General features: G+C 67.9%; 14 protein-coding genes. 6 read left to right on the plus strand and 8 right to left on the minus strand.

Annotation, left to right across the window (positions count from 1 at the left end; genetic code table 11):
* Positions 1–7 precede the first annotated feature (7 nt).
* Complete coding sequence (locus tag G0D83_RS31470) at positions 8–718, plus strand: glutathione S-transferase family protein (RefSeq protein ID WP_164198634.1); 711 nt, start codon at positions 8–10, stop codon at positions 716–718.
* Here the strand turns inward: G0D83_RS31470 and rnr are convergent.
* Complete coding sequence (rnr, locus tag G0D83_RS31475; protein WP_164198635.1) at positions 690–3,026, minus strand: ribonuclease R; 2,337 nt, start codon at positions 3,024–3,026, stop codon at positions 690–692. The two genes, G0D83_RS31470 and rnr, sit on opposite strands and share 29 nt — an antisense overlap.
* 238 nt (positions 3,027–3,264) lie before the next feature.
* Here rnr and dapE point away from each other — a divergent pair, with 238 nt between their 5' ends.
* The 4 genes from dapE (at position 3,265) to G0D83_RS31495 (ending at position 10,191) form a co-directional block, all read left to right on the plus strand.
* Positions 3,265–4,407 carry a succinyl-diaminopimelate desuccinylase gene (gene dapE / locus G0D83_RS31480; RefSeq protein WP_164198636.1) on the plus strand — a complete coding sequence of 381 codons (1,143 nt, stop codon included), beginning with the start codon at positions 3,265–3,267 and terminating at the stop codon, positions 4,405–4,407.
* 290 nt (positions 4,408–4,697) lie between these two features.
* A complete protein-coding gene (locus G0D83_RS31485) occupies positions 4,698–5,879 on the plus strand; it encodes an aminotransferase class I/II-fold pyridoxal phosphate-dependent enzyme (RefSeq protein WP_164198637.1) in 1,182 nt (393 codons plus the stop codon).
* A gap of 21 nt (positions 5,880–5,900) precedes the next feature.
* Positions 5,901–9,314 carry a DNA translocase FtsK gene (locus tag G0D83_RS31490; RefSeq protein ID WP_164198638.1) on the plus strand — a complete coding sequence of 1,138 codons (3,414 nt, stop codon included), beginning with the start codon at positions 5,901–5,903 and terminating at the stop codon, positions 9,312–9,314.
* A gap of 295 nt (positions 9,315–9,609) precedes the next feature.
* Positions 9,610–10,191, plus strand: coding sequence for an outer membrane lipoprotein carrier protein LolA (locus G0D83_RS31495; protein WP_108967302.1), 582 nt, complete (start codon positions 9,610–9,612; stop codon positions 10,189–10,191).
* An 84-nt stretch (positions 10,192–10,275) separates the two neighbouring features.
* On the opposite strand, the gene G0D83_RS31500 is transcribed toward G0D83_RS31495, so the two are convergent.
* The gene (locus G0D83_RS31500) at positions 10,276–10,872 is read right to left on the minus strand and encodes a lytic transglycosylase (protein ID WP_164198639.1); all 597 of its coding nucleotides are present in this window, start codon (positions 10,870–10,872) and stop codon (positions 10,276–10,278) included.
* 222 nt (positions 10,873–11,094) lie between these two features.
* On the opposite strand from G0D83_RS31500, the gene hspQ reads away from it, so the two are divergent.
* Positions 11,095–11,421, plus strand: coding sequence for a heat shock protein HspQ (gene hspQ / locus G0D83_RS31505; protein WP_108967822.1), 327 nt, complete (start codon positions 11,095–11,097; stop codon positions 11,419–11,421).
* 61 nt (positions 11,422–11,482) lie between these two features.
* Here hspQ and G0D83_RS31510 read toward each other — a convergent pair whose 3' ends face one another.
* The 6 genes from G0D83_RS31510 to G0D83_RS31535 form a co-directional block, all read right to left on the minus strand.
* Positions 11,483–12,526 carry a low specificity L-threonine aldolase gene (locus G0D83_RS31510; protein WP_164198640.1) on the minus strand — a complete coding sequence of 348 codons (1,044 nt, stop codon included), beginning with the start codon at positions 12,524–12,526 and terminating at the stop codon, positions 11,483–11,485.
* On the minus strand, positions 12,526–12,996 hold the full coding sequence (locus G0D83_RS31515) for a YcgN family cysteine cluster protein (protein WP_164198641.1): 471 nt from the start codon (positions 12,994–12,996) through the stop codon (positions 12,526–12,528). The genes G0D83_RS31510 and G0D83_RS31515 overlap by 1 nt, the downstream gene beginning before the upstream one ends.
* Positions 12,993–13,925, minus strand: a complete 933-nt coding sequence (locus G0D83_RS31520; protein ID WP_164198642.1) for a bifunctional riboflavin kinase/FAD synthetase — start codon at positions 13,923–13,925, stop codon at positions 12,993–12,995. Before G0D83_RS31520 ends, G0D83_RS31515 begins: the two co-directional genes overlap by 4 nt.
* Positions 13,926–13,936: 11 nt before the next feature.
* Positions 13,937–15,406, minus strand: a complete 1,470-nt coding sequence (locus G0D83_RS31525; protein ID WP_164198643.1) for a PLP-dependent aminotransferase family protein — start codon at positions 15,404–15,406, stop codon at positions 13,937–13,939.
* Between the two features lie 122 nt (positions 15,407–15,528).
* A complete protein-coding gene (locus tag G0D83_RS31530) occupies positions 15,529–16,182 on the minus strand; it encodes a YggS family pyridoxal phosphate-dependent enzyme (protein ID WP_164198644.1) in 654 nt (217 codons plus the stop codon).
* The gene (locus G0D83_RS31535) at positions 16,173–17,645 is read right to left on the minus strand and encodes a sulfotransferase (protein ID WP_164198645.1); all 1,473 of its coding nucleotides are present in this window, start codon (positions 17,643–17,645) and stop codon (positions 16,173–16,175) included. The genes G0D83_RS31530 and G0D83_RS31535 overlap by 10 nt, the downstream gene beginning before the upstream one ends.
* Positions 17,646–17,708 lie beyond the last annotated feature (63 nt).

Raw genomic sequence — 17,708 nt, forward strand, 5'->3', positions numbered from 1 at the left:
CCATTCCATGCTGACCCTGATTTCTCTACCGCCCGCGCTCGGCGAGCCGTCCAACAGTCCCTTCTGCGTGAAGGCGATGATCCTGCTGGAAATGTCCGGCCTCGACTGGCAGCCGCGATTCCTGCGGATACCCGAGGGGCCCTATGGCAAGTTGCCGGTCCTGGAGACGCCGCAGGGCGTGGTGCCCGACAGCGCGCTCATCCAGACTTGGCTGGAGGCGCAGGGGGCGGACGTCTTCCCCGGCTTCGACGGTGCCGCGCGCGGCATGGCCCATGCGGTGATGCGCCTGGCCGAGGACAGCCTGCGGTTGCAGCTGGTGCACGATCGCTGGCTCGACGCCCGCGTCTGGCCGCAGTTCTTCCCGCATGTGTTCAAGGACATGCCCGACGGGCTCGAGGCCAAGGTGCAGGAAAGCCAGCGGCAGGGCATGACGTGGCAGGGGATCGCGCGCTACTCGGAGGAGGACCGCTGCACGCTGGCGGAAATGGACCTCGATGCGCTGGTCGCCGTGCTGGGCGAGGGGCCGTGGCTCTTCGGCGCGCGGCCCTCGGCGGCCGATGCCTCTGTGCTGCCGGTACTGAGCATGATCGACCGGCTGCCCGGCGAGACAGCGCTGCGCCGGGCGCTCCGCGCGCGGCAGTCGCTGATGGACTACGTCGCGCGCGGTCGAGAGACGCTCTACGCGCCGCTCAACGATCGGATTTACGTGTCCGGCTGACCTTGCGGGCGGTCTTGGCGTCCTTGGCGCGGGCCTGCACGTCCTTGCGGCGTGCGGGTCCCTTGCCCTTGCCACCCTTGCCTTTCGGCCCGCCCTTGCCGCCCGGCGTCTTCTTGAACCGCCCGTAGCCCGCGGGCTTGCGGTGGCGCGGGGCCTCGACCGCCTCGCCCGCCAGTTCGAGCAGCTCGAGCCCGATGCCGCCGGTCACCGGTGTCACGTCTACCAGCTTCACCCGCACCCGCAGGCCCAGCGTGATCAGCGTACCGGTGTCGGCGCCCATCAGCGTGCCCGCGTCGCGGTCGAAGTGGAAGAACTCGTTGCCGAGGTTGCGGATCGGCACCAGCCCGTCGGCACCGCTCTCGTCGAGCTTCACGAAGACCCCGAACTTTGCGATGCCGCTGATCCGCCCGCCGAATTCCGCGCCGACACGCTCCGACAGGTAGGCCGCAAGGTAGCGGTCGGTGGTGTCGCGCTCGGCCATCATCGAGCGCCGCTCGGTGTCCGAGATGTGCTCGGCAGTCTGCTGCAGGCGCTCGATGTCCTCCTGGCTCAGCCCGTCGTCGCCCCAACCGTGCGCGGTGATGAGGCCGCGGTGCACGATGAGGTCCGAATAGCGGCGGATCGGCGAGGTGAAATGCGCGTAGTTGCGCAGCGCCAGGCCGAAGTGGCCGAAGTTCTCGGGGTTGTAATAGGCCTGCGTCATCGAACGCAGCGTGGCGAGGTTGATCAGCTCCGCGTCCTCGCGCCCCGCCGCGTCGTGCAGCAGCTTGTTGAGATGCGCGGTCTTCAGCACCTGCCCCTTGGCCAGCGTCAGCCCCGAGGCCAGCGCGGTCTCGCGCAGCGCCTCGAGCTTCTCGACCGGCGGCTCCTCGTGCACGCGGAAGAGCAGCGGTGTGCGCTTGGCGATCAGCGTCTCCGCTGCCGCCACGTTGGCGAGGATCATGAACTCCTCGATCAACTTGTGCGCGTCGAGCCGGTCGACGAAGTTGACCGACGCCACGGTGCCATCCTCGGCCAGAACGATCTTGCGCTCGGGCAGCTCGAGGTCGAGCGGCTGGCGCCGTTCTCGCGCGGCGCGCAGCGCGTTGTAGGCTGCGTAGAGCGGGCGGATCACATCCTCCAGAAGCGGCCCGGTCTTGTCGTTGGGCTGGCCGTCCATCGCCGCCTGCACTTCGGCGTAGTTCAGCGAGGCGGGCGAGCGCATCAACCCGCGCTGGAACTCATGCGAGCGCTTGTTGCCCTCGGCGTCGATCACCATGCGCACGGCGATGCAGGCGCGCGGCACGCCCTCGTGCAGCGAGCACAGGTCACCCGACAGCCGGTCGGGCAGCATCGGCACGACGCGGTCGGGGAAGTAGCTGGAGTTGCCGCGCTTCTTGGCCTCGCGGTCGAGCTGCGAGCCCGGCAGCACGTAATGCGCCACGTCGGCGATGGCGACCCAGATGACATGGCCGCCGGGGTTCTTCGGATCCGTGTCGGGCTCGGCGAAGCATGCGTCGTCATGGTCGCGCGCGTCGGCGGGGTCGATGGTCACCAGCGGCAGCTCGCGCAGGTCGGTGCGGCCCTTGAGGCCCGCGGGCTTCATCCGGTCGGCCTCTTCCAGCACCTTGGCCGGGAAGTCGTCGGGAATGCCGTGCTGGTGGATGGCGATGAGCGAGACCGCCTTGGGTTCCGAGGGATCGCCAAGCCGCATCACGATGCGCGCCTTCGGCAGCCCCATGCGCGAGGCGCGCGGCCCGGCCTGCTCGGCCTCGACCAGCTCGCCATCCTTGGCGCCGCCCATGGCGTCGGGGGCCACCAGCCATTCCTTGTCGGCGCCCTTGTCGATCGGCACGATGCGCCCGCCCTCGGGGCCCTTGCGGAAGATGCCGACGATCTTGCGCGGGCTGACACCGATCTTGCGAATGAGCCGCGCCTCGTAGTTGTGGTCGGCCTCGTGCACCACCTGCAGCTTGGCAAGGATGCGGTCGCCCTCGCCGAGCGCTGGGTCGGAGGCGCGCAGGACCAGCAGCACGATCGGCTCGACGCCCTCGCCGTGCCATTCCAGTGGCTGCGCGAAAAGATCACCATTCTCGTCCGGCGCCCTGACCTGCAGCACCGAGACCGGCGGCAGCCGGTCCGGGTCACGGTAGGTCTTGTGGCGTTTCTCCAGGTGCCCCTCGGCCTCGAGCTCCTTGAGGATGCGCTTGAGGTCAATCCGCGCAGCGCCCTTGATGCCAAAGGACTTGGCGATGTCGCGTTTCGCGGTCTGGGTCGGGTGCGCCGTGATCCAGTCGAGGATCTCGGCTTTCGAAGGCAATTTGCTCATGCTGCAGCCGTAGCATGGGCGGCTGGCAGCGTCATCGCGATTCTCTCGTGGGCTCACCACTGCGGCAACCGCCGGGTTTGCCGCCGCGCCCGCCTCTTCGCCTGGACATAAATATTCAGGGGGAGCCGACGCAGGCGGCGGGGGCAGAGCCCCCTTCTTCTCTTCGCCGCCGCCATCGCATTTGCACGCGCGCGCGCCGCGCGGTAGCCAAGGGCAAACCACGCCCGGAGATGCGCTCATGACCACCGATCCCGTTCAGCTTACCGCCGACCTCATCCGTTGCCCGTCGGTTACCCCCGAGGAGGGCGGCGCGCTGGTGTTGCTGCAGGGCCTGCTGGAAGCGGCGGGGTTTGCCTGCACCCGGGTCGATCGGGGCGGGGTGTCCAACCTCTTCGCCCGCTGGGGCGAGAAGGGCCACGCCAGCACCTTCGGTTTCAACGGTCACACTGACGTTGTGCCGGTGGGCGATCTCGCCGCCTGGACCGTCGATCCCTTCGGCGCCGAGGTGAAAGACGGCATCATGTACGGGCGCGGCGCGACCGACATGAAGTCGGGCGTCGCCGCCTTCGCCGCCGCGGCGGTGGACTTCGTGAAAGAGACCCCGCCCGAGGGCGCCATCGTCCTGACCATCACCGGCGACGAGGAGGGGGACGCGCTGGATGGCACCACGGCTCTGCTCGACTACATGGAGGCCGAGGGCGAGAAGATGTCGATCTGCATCGTCGGCGAGCCGACCTGCCCCGAAGAGATGGGCGACATGATGAAGATCGGCCGCCGCGGCTCGATGAACGCGCATTTCACCATGACCGGCAAGCAGGGCCATTCGGCCTACCTGCACCGCGCGCTCAACCCGATGCCGGCCATGGCGCGGCTGATGGACCGGCTCTCGAGCCACGTGCTCGACGAGGGCACCGATCATTTCGACCCCTCGACGCTGGCGGTGGTGACCATCGACACCGGCAACCCGGCAACCAACGTCGTGCCGGCGCAAACCCGCGCCACCCTCAACATCCGCTTCAACGACACCCACAGCGGCGCCTCGCTCTCGGACTGGCTGCGCGCCGAGACGGCCAAGGTCGATGCCGAGTTCGGCACCCGCACGGAGCTGAAGATCAAGATCTCGGGGGAGGCCTTCCTGACCCCGCCGGGGCCGCTCTCGGACCTGGTGGCGAAATCGGTCGAGGCTGAGACCGGCCGCACCCCGGTGCTCTCGACCACGGGGGGCACTTCGGACGCGCGCTTCGTGCGGCACCACTGCCCGGTGGTCGAATTCGGCCTCGTCGGCAAGACGCTGCACCAGGTCGACGAGAACGTCGAAGTGGCGCAGATCACCCAGCTCAAGGCGATCTATACCCGGATGCTGCGCGCGTATTTCGCCTGAGGCGGGAAGGGCCCGTCAAAGCCCGCGCCGGGCCCGCTGCCCGGCGTGGCGAGCGGTGGGATTCGCCCCCTTCGCGTCTGACCTCCGTCACGGCAGGGCCGCGCTAAGTCGCCGGGGTGACATTGGAATTCTCCCTGGCCCCGCCGCGCGCCAAAAATTTTGCGGCGCTGCGACATTTCTGCCACGCCCCCCGCGCCGCGTGGAGTTGCGGTAGACGAAGCCCGTTGCCTTGCGTATCCTCTGGCGCAAACGGGGCGCTTACGATCCCGACTTACAGAGGCAGTATTGGCATGTTCCCCGAACGGTTTTCGAACCTTCCGGCTTACGCGTTTCCGCGCCTGCGGGCGTTGCTCGATTCCTTAGAGCCCGGCGGCGAGGTCATCCACATGACCATCGGCGAGCCGAAGCACGCCTTCCCGGCGTTCGTCGGCGAGGTGCTGGCCGAGTCGGTTCATGAGTTCGGCAAATACCCGCCCAACGAGGGCACACCGGAACTGCGCGCCACCATCGCCGCGTGGATCGCCCGCCGCTACGGCGTGACGGTCGATCCCGACACGCAGGTGAGCACGGTGAACGGCACCCGCGAGGGGCTCTACAATGCCGCCATGGCGCTCTGCCCGGAGACCAAGAACGGCCAGCAACCGCTGGTGGTGATGCCAAACCCCTTCTACCAGGTCTATGCGGTGGCCGGCCTCTCGGTTGGCGCCGAGCCGGTCTATGTGAACGCGACCGAGGCGACCGGCCATCTGCCCGACATCGCGGGTCTGCCCGAGGACGTTCTCGCCCGCACTGCGCTGGTCTACCTTTGCTCGCCCGCCAACCCGCAGGGCGCCGTGGCCGACCAAGGCTACTGGAAGACGCTGATCGCGCTTGGCGAGAAACATGATTTCCAGATCCTCGCGGATGAGTGCTACTCCGAGATCTATCGCGGCGAGGCCCCAATGGGCGCGCTGCAGGTGGCGAGCGAGATGGGCGCCGATCCCGAGCGGGTGGTGATCTTCCACTCGCTGTCGAAGCGCTCGAACCTGCCCGGGCTGCGCTCGGGATTCGTGGCGGGCGGGCCCGAGAGCCTGCGCCGGATCAAGCAGCACCGGTCCTTTGCCGGCGCGCCGCTGCCCTTGCCCGTGCAGCGCGTGTCCGAGCGGGCCTGGGCCGACGAGACGCATGTGGAAGAGAACCGCGCCCTCTATCTCGAGAAGTTCGAGCTGGCGGACCGCATCTTCGGCAACGTGCCGGGCTACATGCCGCCGCAGGCAGGGTTCTTCCTCTGGCTGCCGGTCGAGGATGGCGAGGCCGCGGCGTTGAAGCTCTGGAAAGAGACCGGCGTGCGCGTGCTGCCGGGCGCGTATCTGTCGCGTGACACCGAGGCGGGAAATCCGGGGAAGGGGTTCCTGCGCGTGGCACTGGTGGCCCCCCGCGAGGAAACCGAGCGCGGGCTGACCCGAATCCGGGACTGCCTGTACGGGCAATAAGAAAAAACGACGAGGCGAGCGATGGCATATCAGGTGAAAGGGCGTGACCCGCTCTTCGACAGCAACATGCAGGCCGCGATCGAGAAGCGGGGCAGGGAGCTCGGCGGCATCGCCCTGATCGTTCTCGGCCTTCTGGCGGCGGCGATGATCGGGTCCTACACGCCGGACGATCCGTCGTGGCTCTCGGCCACCGACGCGCCGGTGCAGAACTGGCTCGGCCGGCTCGGCGCCTCGATCGCCGCGCCGCTTTTCATGATCGTCGGCCTCGGCAGCTGGGGGATCGCGCTGGTGCTGCTGGTCTGGGGCGTGCGCTTCGCCCTGCACCGCGGTGACGACCGCGCGCTCTCGCGCGTCGTCTTCGCGCCGATCTGGATCGCGCTGGCCTCGGTCTATGCCGCCGGGCTCACCACCGGCCCGGAATGGACCCACAGCTTCGGGCTCGGCGGGCTTTTCGGGGACATGATGATGGGCACGGCGCTTGGCATCCTGCCGCTGAGCGCGGGCTTCGGGCTGAAGCTGCTGACCGTGCTTCTGGGCGCGGGCCTGCTTGCGCTGGGGGCGTTCGTTCTGGGCTTCACCAAGTTTGAATTGCAGAACGTTGCGCGGTTCCTGCTGGTCGGGCTGATCATGTCCTATGCCTCGCTGCTGAACCTGCTGGGCCGTGGGGCCGGCGGCGCCATGGCCGCCGCGCACAAGGCGCAGGCCGCCCATTCCGACCGCCGCGCCCGCCGCGCCGAGGAAGCCGCCGAGGCCGAGGCCTGGGCCGCCACGCGCTATGGCGACACCGAGCAGGCGCAGGACTACGCGCAGGACTACGACCCGCAAGACTATGATCCCGAGCCACCGGTGCAGGCGCCGCGCCCGGTCTCGCGGGTGCGCCGAGCCGCCCCGCCGCCGCTCGAGCTGGAACCCGAAGAGCCCGAGCTGCTCGACGAGGACGATGCCTATGCCTACGCGCAGATGCAGGCATGGGAGCAGGCCGCCGCACCGGCGCCCGCCCCAGCACCCACCCCGCGCCCGGCACCCGAGCCGGTGAAGAAGCCGGGCCTTCTGGCCCGCATCACCCGCCGGGTCGAGCCGGATCCCGAACCCTATTATGACGATGAGGTCGAGCTCTTGCCGATCGAACCCGACAATGGCGAGGACCGGATCCGCGCCAAGATCGCCCACGCGGTGAAGAGCCGCCGGCGTCCCTCCATGCCCTCCTTCGGCAGTTCGAGCCGCACCGAGGACCCTAGCAAGCCGCTGACCAAGGGCCGTGGCCGTGGCCCGGCGCCGCTGATCTACAAGCCGACGCAGCTCTTGCGCGCCGAGCCGCCGCTGACCGCCGCGCATGCGGCACAGGAGCTGCCGCCCGAGCCGCCGCTCTCCGCCTCGCGGGCCGTGCCGCCGGCGCCCGAGCACCTCGCCGCGCGGCAGGGCTATGCCCAGACCTCGGGGCCCGCGCCCTTCACCCACGCAGAGGATCCCTATGACGCTCTGGCAGAGGCCGGTGCAGGCGCGCAGGGCTTCGATGACTACCGTGACTTTGACGATTACGGCGACGAGGCCTCTGCGGCCTATGGCGCGCAGCCCGTTCCGGCGGCCCGGCCCCGCGCCGAGGATCGCTACGCCGCGCAGCCGCTTGCCGAGGAAGATTTCGCCGAGGACGACTATTCGGACGATTTCACCTCCGACGGCGATGACGATGGCTACGGCGATGCCTACGTGGAGGCCGCGTCCCGCGACTACGACCTCGACGAGGAGGGCGACGAGGAGGATTACGTCCAGAGCTGGTCCAGCGATGGCGCCTCACGCCCGGAGATTCCGGTCGCCCAGCCCCGCAAAGTGGTGCAGAAACCCGAGCCCAAACCGATGCAGCCCTCGCGCCGCGCCCAGGCCGAGGCACAGCCGGCGCTGCATTTCACCGAGAACACCATCGACTACGAGTTGCCGCCGCTGCACCTCTTGGCCAGCGCAGAGAACATCGAGCGTCACGTACTCTCGGATGAGGCGCTGGAAGAGAACGCGCGGATGCTGGAATCGGTGCTCGACGACTACGGCGTGAAGGGCGAGATCGTCTCGGTCCGCCCCGGCCCCGTGGTCACCATGTACGAGCTCGAGCCCGCGCCGGGCCTCAAGGCCAGCCGTGTCATCGGCCTCGCCGACGACATCGCGCGCTCGATGTCGGCGCTTTCGGCGCGGGTCTCGACCGTGCCGGGCCGCTCGGTGATCGGCATCGAACTTCCCAACGACAAGCGCGAGATGGTCTCGTTCCGCGAGATCCTGTCGAGCCGCGACTACGACAACGGCACCCAGCGCCTGCCGCTGGCGCTTGGCAAGGACATCGGCGGCGATCCGGTCGTGGCGAACCTCGCCAAGATGCCGCACCTGCTGATCGCCGGCACCACCGGCTCGGGCAAGTCGGTGGCGATCAACACGATGATCCTGTCGCTGCTCTACAAGCTCACCCCCGAGGACCTGCGGCTGGTGATGATCGATCCCAAGATGCTGGAACTTTCCGTCTACGACGGCATCCCGCACCTGCTGAGCCCCGTCGTCACCGATCCCAAGAAGGCCGTCGTGGCGCTCAAGTGGGTGGTGGGCGAGATGGAAGACCGCTACCGCAAGATGTCGAAGATGGGCGTGCGCAACATCGACGGCTACAACGGGCGCGTCGCCGAGGCACTGAAGAAGGGCGAGATGTTCAAGCGCACCGTCCAGACCGGCTTCGACGACGAGACCGGCGAGCCGGTGTTCGAGACCGAGGAGTTCGAGCCGCGCAAGATGCCCTACATCGTCGTCATCGTCGACGAGATGGCCGACCTGATGATGGTTGCGGGCAAGGAGATCGAGGCCTGCATCCAGCGCCTCGCGCAGATGGCCCGTGCCTCGGGCATCCACCTGATCATGGCCACGCAGCGCCCCTCGGTGGACGTGATCACCGGCACGATCAAGGCCAACTTCCCCACCCGGATCTCCTTCCAGGTGACCTCGAAAATCGACAGCCGCACCATCCTCGGCGAGATGGGTGCCGAGCAGCTGCTGGGCATGGGCGACATGCTCTACATGGCTGGCGGCGCGCGGATCACCCGCTGCCACGGTCCTTTTGTGAGCGACGAAGAGGTCGAGGAGGTGGTGAACCACCTCAAGGCCTTCGGCCCGCCCGAATACGTCAACGGCGTGGTGCAGGGCCCGGACGACGAGAAGGCCGAGAATATCGACGCGGTGCTGGGTCTCAACACCGGTGGCAACACCGACGGCGAGGATGCGCTCTACGACCAGGCGGTGGCCATCGTCGTCAAGGACCGCAAGTGCTCGACGTCCTACATCCAGCGCAAGCTCGGCATCGGCTACAACAAGGCCGCGCGTCTGGTGGAGCAGATGGAGGACGAGGGCGTCGTCTCGTCGGCCAACCACGTCGGCAAGCGCGAGATCCTCGTCCCCGAGCAGTGAGCGCTCTGCCGGCGCCACGCCTGTGGCCCCTCAGGGACCTGCGTATCTGAAATGAGAAGAGGCCCTGGAGCGCGCGCTCCCGGGCCTCTTCTTCTATGTGTGCCTACCCCCGGGAAGCGCCCGCAGGGCGGGGCCGGAGTCCCCCGTCTTGCGCGGAGCTGCGCCGCCGGGCCGAGGCGGGGGCTTTGATCGCCCCGCCGCAAGCCCTAGATAGGCTTCAACGCCTGCGTGATATCGCATAGCCGCGCCGCGGCGTGCGACAATCGGGCAGACCACGGCCAGAAGGACCTGAAGAATGATCCGCACTCTCATCGCCGCGCTCACGGCGCTGGTGCTCACCACGCTGCCGGCGGCGGCGCAGAAGCTCTCGCTGGGCGAGGTGTCCCAGTACCTGAACTCGATCCAGTCCGCGAAAGGACAGTTCACCCAGATCAACGGCGACGGCTCGATCTCGACCGGCACGATCTCGATCAAGCGCCCGGGCAAGGTGCGCTTCGAGTACAATCCGCCGGACCAGGCGCTCGTGCTGGCCTGGGCGGGGGCGGTCTATGTCTTTGACAAGAAGCTTGGCGGGCAGCCCGAAACCTACCCGCTGAGCCAGACCCCGCTGTCGATCATCCTCGACCGCAACGTCAACCTCGGCCGCGCCGGCATGGTGACCGGTCACGGATATGACGGCACCGCCACCACGGTGACCGCGCAGGATCCGCAGCATCCGGATCGCGGCTCGATCCAGATGAAGTTCACCGCGAACCCGGTGCAGCTGCGGCAATGGGTGATCACCGATGGCAATGGCGCCAAGACCACCGTCGTGCTTGGTGCGCTGAGCAATGCGCAGCTGCCGAACTCCGTCTTCGACGTGAATCGGGTGAAATAAGGCGGCCCCGCGCGGCCCGCATCATCGCCAAGACGCAGAAGGCCGGGCGCAGTGCCCGGCCTTTCGCGTTTCCTTGGCGCTGGCTCACCAGCGGCGCGCCTGCCGGCAATTGGCCAGCTGCACCTCGTAGACCACGGCGCGGTTGCCCACATCTTCGGCCACGCGCAGCAGCCAGGACTTGCTGTTGTAGGTCCCGCGCGAGAAGCCGCCCCGGCCCTCGTGATAGGCAAGGTATTGGTTGCGTGCGTCGCGCAGACTGATTCCCAGCCGATCGCGGCTGCCGGCCATGTACCAGCCCATGAAATCCGTCGCGTCGCGGATGTCGTCGCGGTCGGCGCGCCAGCGGCCGGTTTCCTTGAGGTATTCGTCCCAGGTGCCGTCCAGCGCCTGGCTGTACCCGAAGGCCGAGCTTTGCCGGCCATAGGGAATCACCCCGAGCGCATAGCGGAACGGGGTCCGCGCGTCCGAGATGAATTTGCTTTCCTGATAGATCGTCGCCATCTGCACATGCACCGGCACACCCCATTTGCGCTCCGCGTCGCGGAACGCGCGGATATACTGGGGTCGCTCACGTATGATGGCGCATGCGTCTTCTAGATTGTTCGGGGCGCGGCCTGCACCGCCGCCTCCGCAGGACGCGGCCAACAACACCAGCGTCGCCGCGCGAAGCCATCTGCTCATCTGCCTCTCGCTTTTTTCTGCTCTTCTGGAAGTCTTTTTGCCTTTTGTTGACAGGGATTTTACCGCAAAGCCACCCGCGTTGGAATCACAATTCCTTCACCTCGGGTCGGCGGATCTCTGCCATACTGTCGGCCCGGTGTTCACAGTGTGTTTCCTCCGATGCCCGGCAAGGCATTGGACTTATTGCCGCAAAAATGTCAAAAATTGTTCTCAGAGGTGAACATGCACACAGCGCGCGCGAAATATCATCTGGGCCAGGTCGTCCGCCATCGCAAGCACCCGTTCCGCGGCGTGGTCTTCGATGTCGACCCAGAGTTCAGCAATACCGAGGAGTGGTATGAGGCCATTCCCGAGGAGTCGCGCCCGCGCCGTGAGCAACCGTTCTACCACCTGCTGGCCGAGAACGAGCAGAGCTTCTACGTGGCCTACGTGTCGGAGCAGAACCTGGTCGCAGATTATTCCGGCGAGCCGGTCGAACACCCGGACATTCCCGACCTCTTCGGTGCCTTTGTCGACGGAAGCTACGAGCTGCACTTCCAGATGAACTGAAGGGCAAGAGCCTTGGAAGGCTCTTGCCGATGTCTTCTAAGGAATTTCGACCGCGCCGGGGTCAGGCAGCGTCGCGCAGCAGGTCGAGGAAAGCGCTCACATCCGCGGGTTGCAGCGACCAGTCGCAGACCAGCCGGCCGGTGAGCAGCTCGGCATCGTCGCCCTCGAGATCGCCCGACGGGTAGTAGACCGCCCCGGCCTCCAGCACCTTGCGGTGCGCCGCGCGCGGCATCTCGAAGAAGATCATGTTGGCATGGGTGTCGTTGTGCACCGTCAGCCCCAGCCCCTTGAGACCCTGCAGCAGCTGATCGCAGCGCGCATTGGCCTTCTCCGCCAGCTCTTTCCAGAGGTCCCCCGCGAGGTAGGCGTCCATCTGCGCCGCCAGATAGCGGTGCTTGGAGAAGAGATGCGCGCCGCGCTTGCGGCGATACTCGAATTCCTCGGCCTTGGCGGGATCGAAGATCACCACCGCCTCGACGCCCATCAGCCCGTTCTTGGTGCCGCCGAAGACGCAGATGTCGACGCCGGACTTCCAGCTCATTTCGGCCGGGGTGGCGCCGAGCTTCACCGCGGCATTGGCAAAGCGCGCGCCGTCGAGGTGCACCGGCAGGCCGTACTCACGGGCCACGGCGGTCAGCGCACGCAGTTCGTCGATCGTATAGTAGTTGCCCTTCTCGGTGAGCTGGGTGATCGACACCGGGCCGCGCTTCGGCCCGTGCACGCCGCGGTTGCCTTCGCCCTCGATCGCCGCGCGCAGCGCCTCGGGGGTCATGCGGTCGCCGCCCTTGACCAGCGTCAGCTTGGCCCCGCCGGAGTAGAACTCGGGCGCGTTGCACTCGTCCTCGTGGATGTGGGCCACCGGCGAACAGAAGACCGTGCCATAGGGCGGGCAGAGCGTTGCCAGCGCCAGCGAATTCGCCGCGGTGCCGGTGGGTACCAGGTAGACCGCCGCCTCGGGAGCCTCGAAGAGATCGCGGATGCGCTCCGCCACCTGCACAGACAGCGCGTCCGACCCGTAGCCCGAGGTGTGGCCCTCGTTGGCGCGGGTCAGCGCCTCGAGCACCTGCGGAGGGATAGGGCCGGAATTGTCGGAGGCAAAGAACATCAGGTGGGCTCCTCGATAATGTAATCTTCCCAGTCGTCCTCGCCGACCTCGAACTCGGGCACGGTGCGGCCACGCATGGACACGCCGGCGGCATGGACGCTCTCGGGGTCGCCCGAGATCAGCGGGTGCCAGTCGAAGAGCGGCTTGCCCTGCCACAGCAGCCGATAGGCGCAGGTCTCGGGCATCCAGTAGGCGTGTTCGTCGATATTGTCGGGGCGCAGGACAATGCATTCCGGCACGAACTGGTGCCGGATCTCGTAGTTGGAGCAGAGGCAGGACTCGTCGTCGAGCAGGCGGCAGGACACGCAGGTCAGCGCGACCTCGCCGGTTTCCTCGTCCTCGAGCTTGTTGAGGCAGCACTTGCCGCAGCCGTCGCAGAGCGCCTCCCACTCCTTGTCATTGAGCTTGGAGAGCGGCTTCTTTTCCCAGAAGCGCGGGGTGAGCCCCTTGCGGTCGATGTGGTCGGTCATAGGGCGTCCAGAATACGGCGGGCCTCGGCGCTGTCGCAGTCCATCTGGGAGATCAGAGCCTCGAGCCCGTCGAACTTCATCTCGGGGCGGAGGAACTCGACCAGCCCGACCGACAGAACCGCGCCGTAGAGATCGCCGGAGAAATCGAAGAGGAAGGTTTCAAGGTTGGCGCTGTTCTCGCCGAACATCGGGCGTACGCCCAGCGAGGCGACGCCGTGGTAGCTGCCTTTGTGCGGGCCGGTCAGCACGTCCACCAGCACGGCATAGACGCCGTAGCGCGGCGGGTGCAGCCCGTCGATGCTCATGTTGGCGGTGGGATAACCGAGGGTCCGGCCAAGCTGGTGGCCGCCGACCACCTCGCCCTCGATCCGGTGCCAGTGGCCGAGTTGCGCCTTGGCCGCGCGCGGATCGCCCTCCGACAGCGCCCGGCGGATCGCGGTCGAGCTGATCTCGCCGCCTGCGGTGCCAAGGAGCTCGGCCACAGTGACGCCGAAGCCCATGTCTTCGCCGAAGCGCTGCAGGTCCGCGACCCGGCCCGCGCGGCCCTTGCCGAAACAGAAGTCGGCGCCGACCACCACATGGCTGAGGCCAAGCCCGTCCACCAGCACGTCGCGGGCGAACTGCTCGGGCGTGAGCGCGGCCAGCGCGGCGTCGAAGGGCAGCTCGTAGAGCCGCTCGACGCCCAGCTTTTCCAGCCGCGAGGCGCGCGCCTTGGCGGACATCAGCCGGAAGGGCGGGGCATCGGGGGCGAAGAACTCACGCGGATGCGGCTCGAAGGTCAGCACGCCGAAAGGGGCGCCTCCGGCCTTTTCACGGGCCAGCTCGATCACCGCGCGATGACCGATGTGCACGCCATCGAAATTGCCGATGGCGACGCTGGCGCCGCGGTCGCGACGCTCGGTTGACTGGTAATCCCGGATGGTCCGCATGGGGCAAAGCCCTAGCCTCGACTGCGGGGACGTGCAAGCGCCTGTGCGATGTGCTGCAGCCCCTCGGCGATGCGCTCCGAGGGGATGGAACTGTAGCCGAGGCGGTAGAAATTCCGCGGCCCGTCTCCCCGCTGGAAGAAGGGCGCACCGGGCTCGATCAGCACGCTTTCGCGCTGCAACGTCGCGCAAAGCTCGGCGGTATCGACGTCCTCGGGGGCGCGCATCCAGAACGACGAGCCGCCGTGCGCCGCGACGCCTGCCACCTCCAGCCCATTGCGAGCGATCTCGGCCTCCATCACTTGCCGCCGCTGCCCAAGCGCGCGGCCGATTCGCCGGACCAGGCTGTCGTAGTGGCCGAGGCTCAGAAAATGGGCAGCGGTGCGCTGGATGTGCCCCGGCGGGTGGCGCAGCACCGAGGCGCGCAGGGCGCGTGCCTCGCGGATGAAGGGCTCGGCGCCGACGAGATAGCCGAGCCGCAGCCCCGGAAAGAGCGACTTCGAGAAGCTGCCGACGTAGACGACCCGGCCGTCGCCATCGAGGCTCTTCAGCGCCGGGGTGGGTGGCTGCAGGTAGGCCATCTCGAACTCGTAGTCATCCTCGACGATCACCGCTTCGAGCGCGCGGGCCCGGTCCAGCAGCGCGCGCCGTCGCTCCAGCGGCAGGGTGGCGCCGCTCGGACACTGGTGGCTGGGAGTGGTGAAGATCACGTCGGCGCCGTCGGGCACCGCCTCGGGCGGCAGACCCTGCGCGTCGACGGCAACGGCCGAGAGCGCGCAGCCGGTCTGACCAAGCAGCACCCGCAGCGCCGGGTAGCAGGGGTCCTCCACCGCCGCCCGCCGCCCCGGCGAGAGCAGGATCTGGCTTGCCAGCCAGAGCGCGTTCTGCGCGCCAAGGGTGATCAGGATCTCCTCGGGCCTGGCCTGGATGCCGCGCCGGGGCAGGGTCTGGCGGGCAAGGAACTCCACCAGCTGCGGATCGTCCCGGTCGTAATAATCCTGGGTCAGCGCGCCGAAGTCGCGTGCCCCCAGCGCCTGCACCGCGCAAAGTCGCCAGTTGGCGTGATCAAAGAGCTTCGGATCGGCTTGGCCGTAGATGAAAGGGAATCGATAGCTGGCCCAGTCGGACGGTCGCACGGGCACCGCCCCCGCCGCGAAGCGCCGCCCCATGGCACGCTGCCAGTCGACCCGCTCGGCCCGCGGCGTCTCGGGAAAGTCCGGCGGCTCCGGGGCGCCTTCGGAGATGTAATAGCCCGAACGGTCACGCGAGGCGAGGTAGTCCGAGGCCTGCAGCTCGGTATAGGCCAGCGAGACGGTGATCCGGCTGACCCCGAGATGCGCCGCCAGCCGCCGGGTGGAGGGCATCTTCTCGCCGCGCCTAAACCTGCCCGAGAGCACGCCCTCGGCCACCATCTGCTGGATCCGTGCCTGCAGCGTGCCCTGATCGCCGGGGCGCAGAAAGAAGGTCTCGACCGGGATTGCCATCTGGGCACTCTATCCTGCGCGTGGGGGAGGGGAAGGCCCCCAAAAGCGCCTCCCCCCTTTGGCGCTGCGCGCTTCGCCCCGGGAACGTTCCCGGCCAGAAGAAGGGGTGCCGGGGCCGGGGCTCAGCCGTTGTCGCGCTCGCCGAAGATCGCCGAACCGACGCGCACATGGGTGGCGCCGAAGGCGATGGCCTGCTCGAAGTCCGAGCTCATGCCCATCGACAGCCCGTCCAGCCCGTTGCGCTCCGCGATCTTCGCCAGCAGGGCGAAGTGCAGGCTGGGAGTCTCGTCCACGGGGGGGATGCACATCAGCCCCCTGAGCGGCAGGTCGAGTCCGCGCACCTCCTTGATGAAGGCGTCGGCCTCGGCGGGAAGGATGCCGGCCTTCTGCTCTTCCTCGCCGGTGTTGACCTGCACGAAGAGATCGGGACAGTGCCCCACCTCCTGCGCCAGCCGCGCCAGGGTGGTGGCGAGCTTCGGGCGGTCGAGCGAGTGGATCGCCGAAAAGAGCTGCATCGCCTGCCGCGCCTTGTTGCTCTGCAGCGGGCCGATGAGATGCACCTCGGCGTCGGGGAAGCGCTCCTGGAAGGCCGGCCACTTGCCGGCAGCTTCCTGCACCTTGTTCTCGCCAAAGAGCCGGTGGCCTTCCTCAAGCACCGCCTCGACGCGTTCGTTCGGCTGTACCTTGCTGACCGCGATCAGCTGTGCCGAGCCGGGCGCGCGGCCCGCCTTCTTCTCGGCCTTGGCAATGCGCGCCTTGATGTCGTTCAGTCCCATGGTTCCTCTCCCCAGGCCTCGATGAAAGGCGCCAGTTCGGTTTCGAATTTCTTCCACGCCTGCGCCGAGCCGCGGTAGATCGGCTGGCGGGCCTGGCTGACGCTGAGCGTCTTCACCGCGCCCTGCGCCGCCTGCGTGTCAAGGCAGGCGGGATCCCAGTCGAGCCCGGCCGCCGCGACAAGGGCGCGGGCCTGGGGCTCGGGGTCAGCGACCAGCGCCTCGTAGCGGATCTCGTGCAGGCGGCCGGGCAGGGCTTCTTTCCAATGCGCCACATTGGCGCGGAAGCGCTTGATGGCCGTTGCAATCTCGGACAGGTCGTTGGCGTAGCGATGAGTGCCCGTCACGAAGTGGTTCTTGTAGATCGACAGGGCGATATCGCGCGGGTCACGGTGCACCACGATGATCTTCGCGCCGGGCAACGCATGGTCCAGGAGGCCGAAGATCAGGTGGCAGAGGATCGATTTGTCGGTGATCGCCCCTTGGTTGCGCCCGGTGTCGCGGGCGGCGAGGCGCATGTATTGCGCGGCAAAGGCAGCCACCCGCTCGGGCGGTTCCTGTGCGATGGGGCGCATCTGCGCGCCAGCGCCGAAATAGCCGTAGGCAAGCTTCAGCGCGTGGCCCAACTCGCCGCCCGCCGAGACATCGGGATGGGCGCCGAGGATGCGCTCGACCAGCGTGGTGCCCGAGCGCGGCATGCCGGTGACGAAGATCGGGCGCAGGGCGGGGGGCGGTTCAAGGGCCGGGGCAGAGACCAGCCCCATCTGTGCGCGGCGCACGGTGTCGAACTCGCGCGCCTGCGCGGCGCTGTCGAAAGGCGCGGCCTTGCGCTGCAGGGCGTTGGCGCTGGTGAGATAGGGGAAGACCTTTGCCGTCTGCCCGGTCTCCTCCATCACCTTGGCCAGCGCGAAACCGAGGTGCATGCGCTGGCGGTCCGAAAGATCGCGTCGGGCCCAGAGCTTTTCCATGGCGCGCAGCAGCGGATCGCCGGCGGCGAGCTTCTTTGCGGCGAGGAAGATGCGGTAGAGCTCGGGCTCGTTCGGGTGGCGCTTGATCAGCGCGCGAAAGAGCTTCTCGGCCTCGTCGAAGCGGCCCAGAAGCTGCAGGTAATGCGCCTTGTCGGCACGCGGCTTGATCGCCTTGGGGTCAGCCGCGATCTGCCGGTCATAGGCTGCGAGCGCCTGCTCGGGACGGCCGAGGGCGCGGTAGCGCGCAATGGCGAGGGCGGTGACCTGAGGCTGATCGGGCGCAAGCTCGACGGCCCGATCGAGATGGGTGAGACAGGCGTCGCGGTCGCCCTGCTGATAGCAGATTTGAGCCAGTTGGAAGGCGAGATCGCCGCGGCGTGGCTCCATGGCCAGCACCTGTTCCAGCGCTGCGCGGGCCTCGCCGAGTTTGCCCTTGGCGAGGGCGGGGCGGACCGAGTTCAGCAGGCTGGCCGTACGCGCGGCCGAGAGTGGCAGCATGGGGATGTCTCGTCTTTAGATGCGCTGCGCCCGTTCTGCCCGTTGCAGGCGCAAAAGAAAAGA

It is taken from the genome of Salipiger sp. PrR003, assembly GCF_010500785.1.
GTDB lineage: Bacteria > Pseudomonadota > Alphaproteobacteria > Rhodobacterales > Rhodobacteraceae > Salipiger > Salipiger pacificus_A.

Excerpts from the sequence above, each read along its gene's own strand:
- G0D83_RS31470 (WP_164198634.1), top strand. The coding sequence starts at position 8 with ATGCTGACCCTGATTTCTCTACCGCCCGCGCTCGGCGAGCCGTCCAAC.
- rnr (WP_164198635.1), bottom strand. The coding sequence starts at position 3,026 with ATGAGCAAATTGCCTTCGAAAGCCGAGATCCTCGACTGGATCACGGCG.
- dapE (WP_164198636.1), top strand. The coding sequence starts at position 3,265 with ATGACCACCGATCCCGTTCAGCTTACCGCCGACCTCATCCGTTGCCCG.
- G0D83_RS31485 (WP_164198637.1), top strand. The coding sequence starts at position 4,698 with ATGTTCCCCGAACGGTTTTCGAACCTTCCGGCTTACGCGTTTCCGCGC.
- G0D83_RS31490 (WP_164198638.1), top strand. The coding sequence starts at position 5,901 with ATGGCATATCAGGTGAAAGGGCGTGACCCGCTCTTCGACAGCAACATG.
- G0D83_RS31495 (WP_108967302.1), top strand. The coding sequence starts at position 9,610 with ATGATCCGCACTCTCATCGCCGCGCTCACGGCGCTGGTGCTCACCACG.
- G0D83_RS31500 (WP_164198639.1), bottom strand. The coding sequence starts at position 10,872 with ATGAGCAGATGGCTTCGCGCGGCGACGCTGGTGTTGTTGGCCGCGTCC.
- hspQ (WP_108967822.1), top strand. The coding sequence starts at position 11,095 with ATGCACACAGCGCGCGCGAAATATCATCTGGGCCAGGTCGTCCGCCAT.
- G0D83_RS31510 (WP_164198640.1), bottom strand. The coding sequence starts at position 12,526 with ATGTTCTTTGCCTCCGACAATTCCGGCCCTATCCCTCCGCAGGTGCTC.
- G0D83_RS31515 (WP_164198641.1), bottom strand. The coding sequence starts at position 12,996 with ATGACCGACCACATCGACCGCAAGGGGCTCACCCCGCGCTTCTGGGAA.
- G0D83_RS31520 (WP_164198642.1), bottom strand. The coding sequence starts at position 13,925 with ATGCGGACCATCCGGGATTACCAGTCAACCGAGCGTCGCGACCGCGGC.
- G0D83_RS31525 (WP_164198643.1), bottom strand. The coding sequence starts at position 15,406 with ATGGCAATCCCGGTCGAGACCTTCTTTCTGCGCCCCGGCGATCAGGGC.
- G0D83_RS31530 (WP_164198644.1), bottom strand. The coding sequence starts at position 16,182 with ATGGGACTGAACGACATCAAGGCGCGCATTGCCAAGGCCGAGAAGAAG.
- G0D83_RS31535 (WP_164198645.1), bottom strand. The coding sequence starts at position 17,645 with ATGCTGCCACTCTCGGCCGCGCGTACGGCCAGCCTGCTGAACTCGGTC.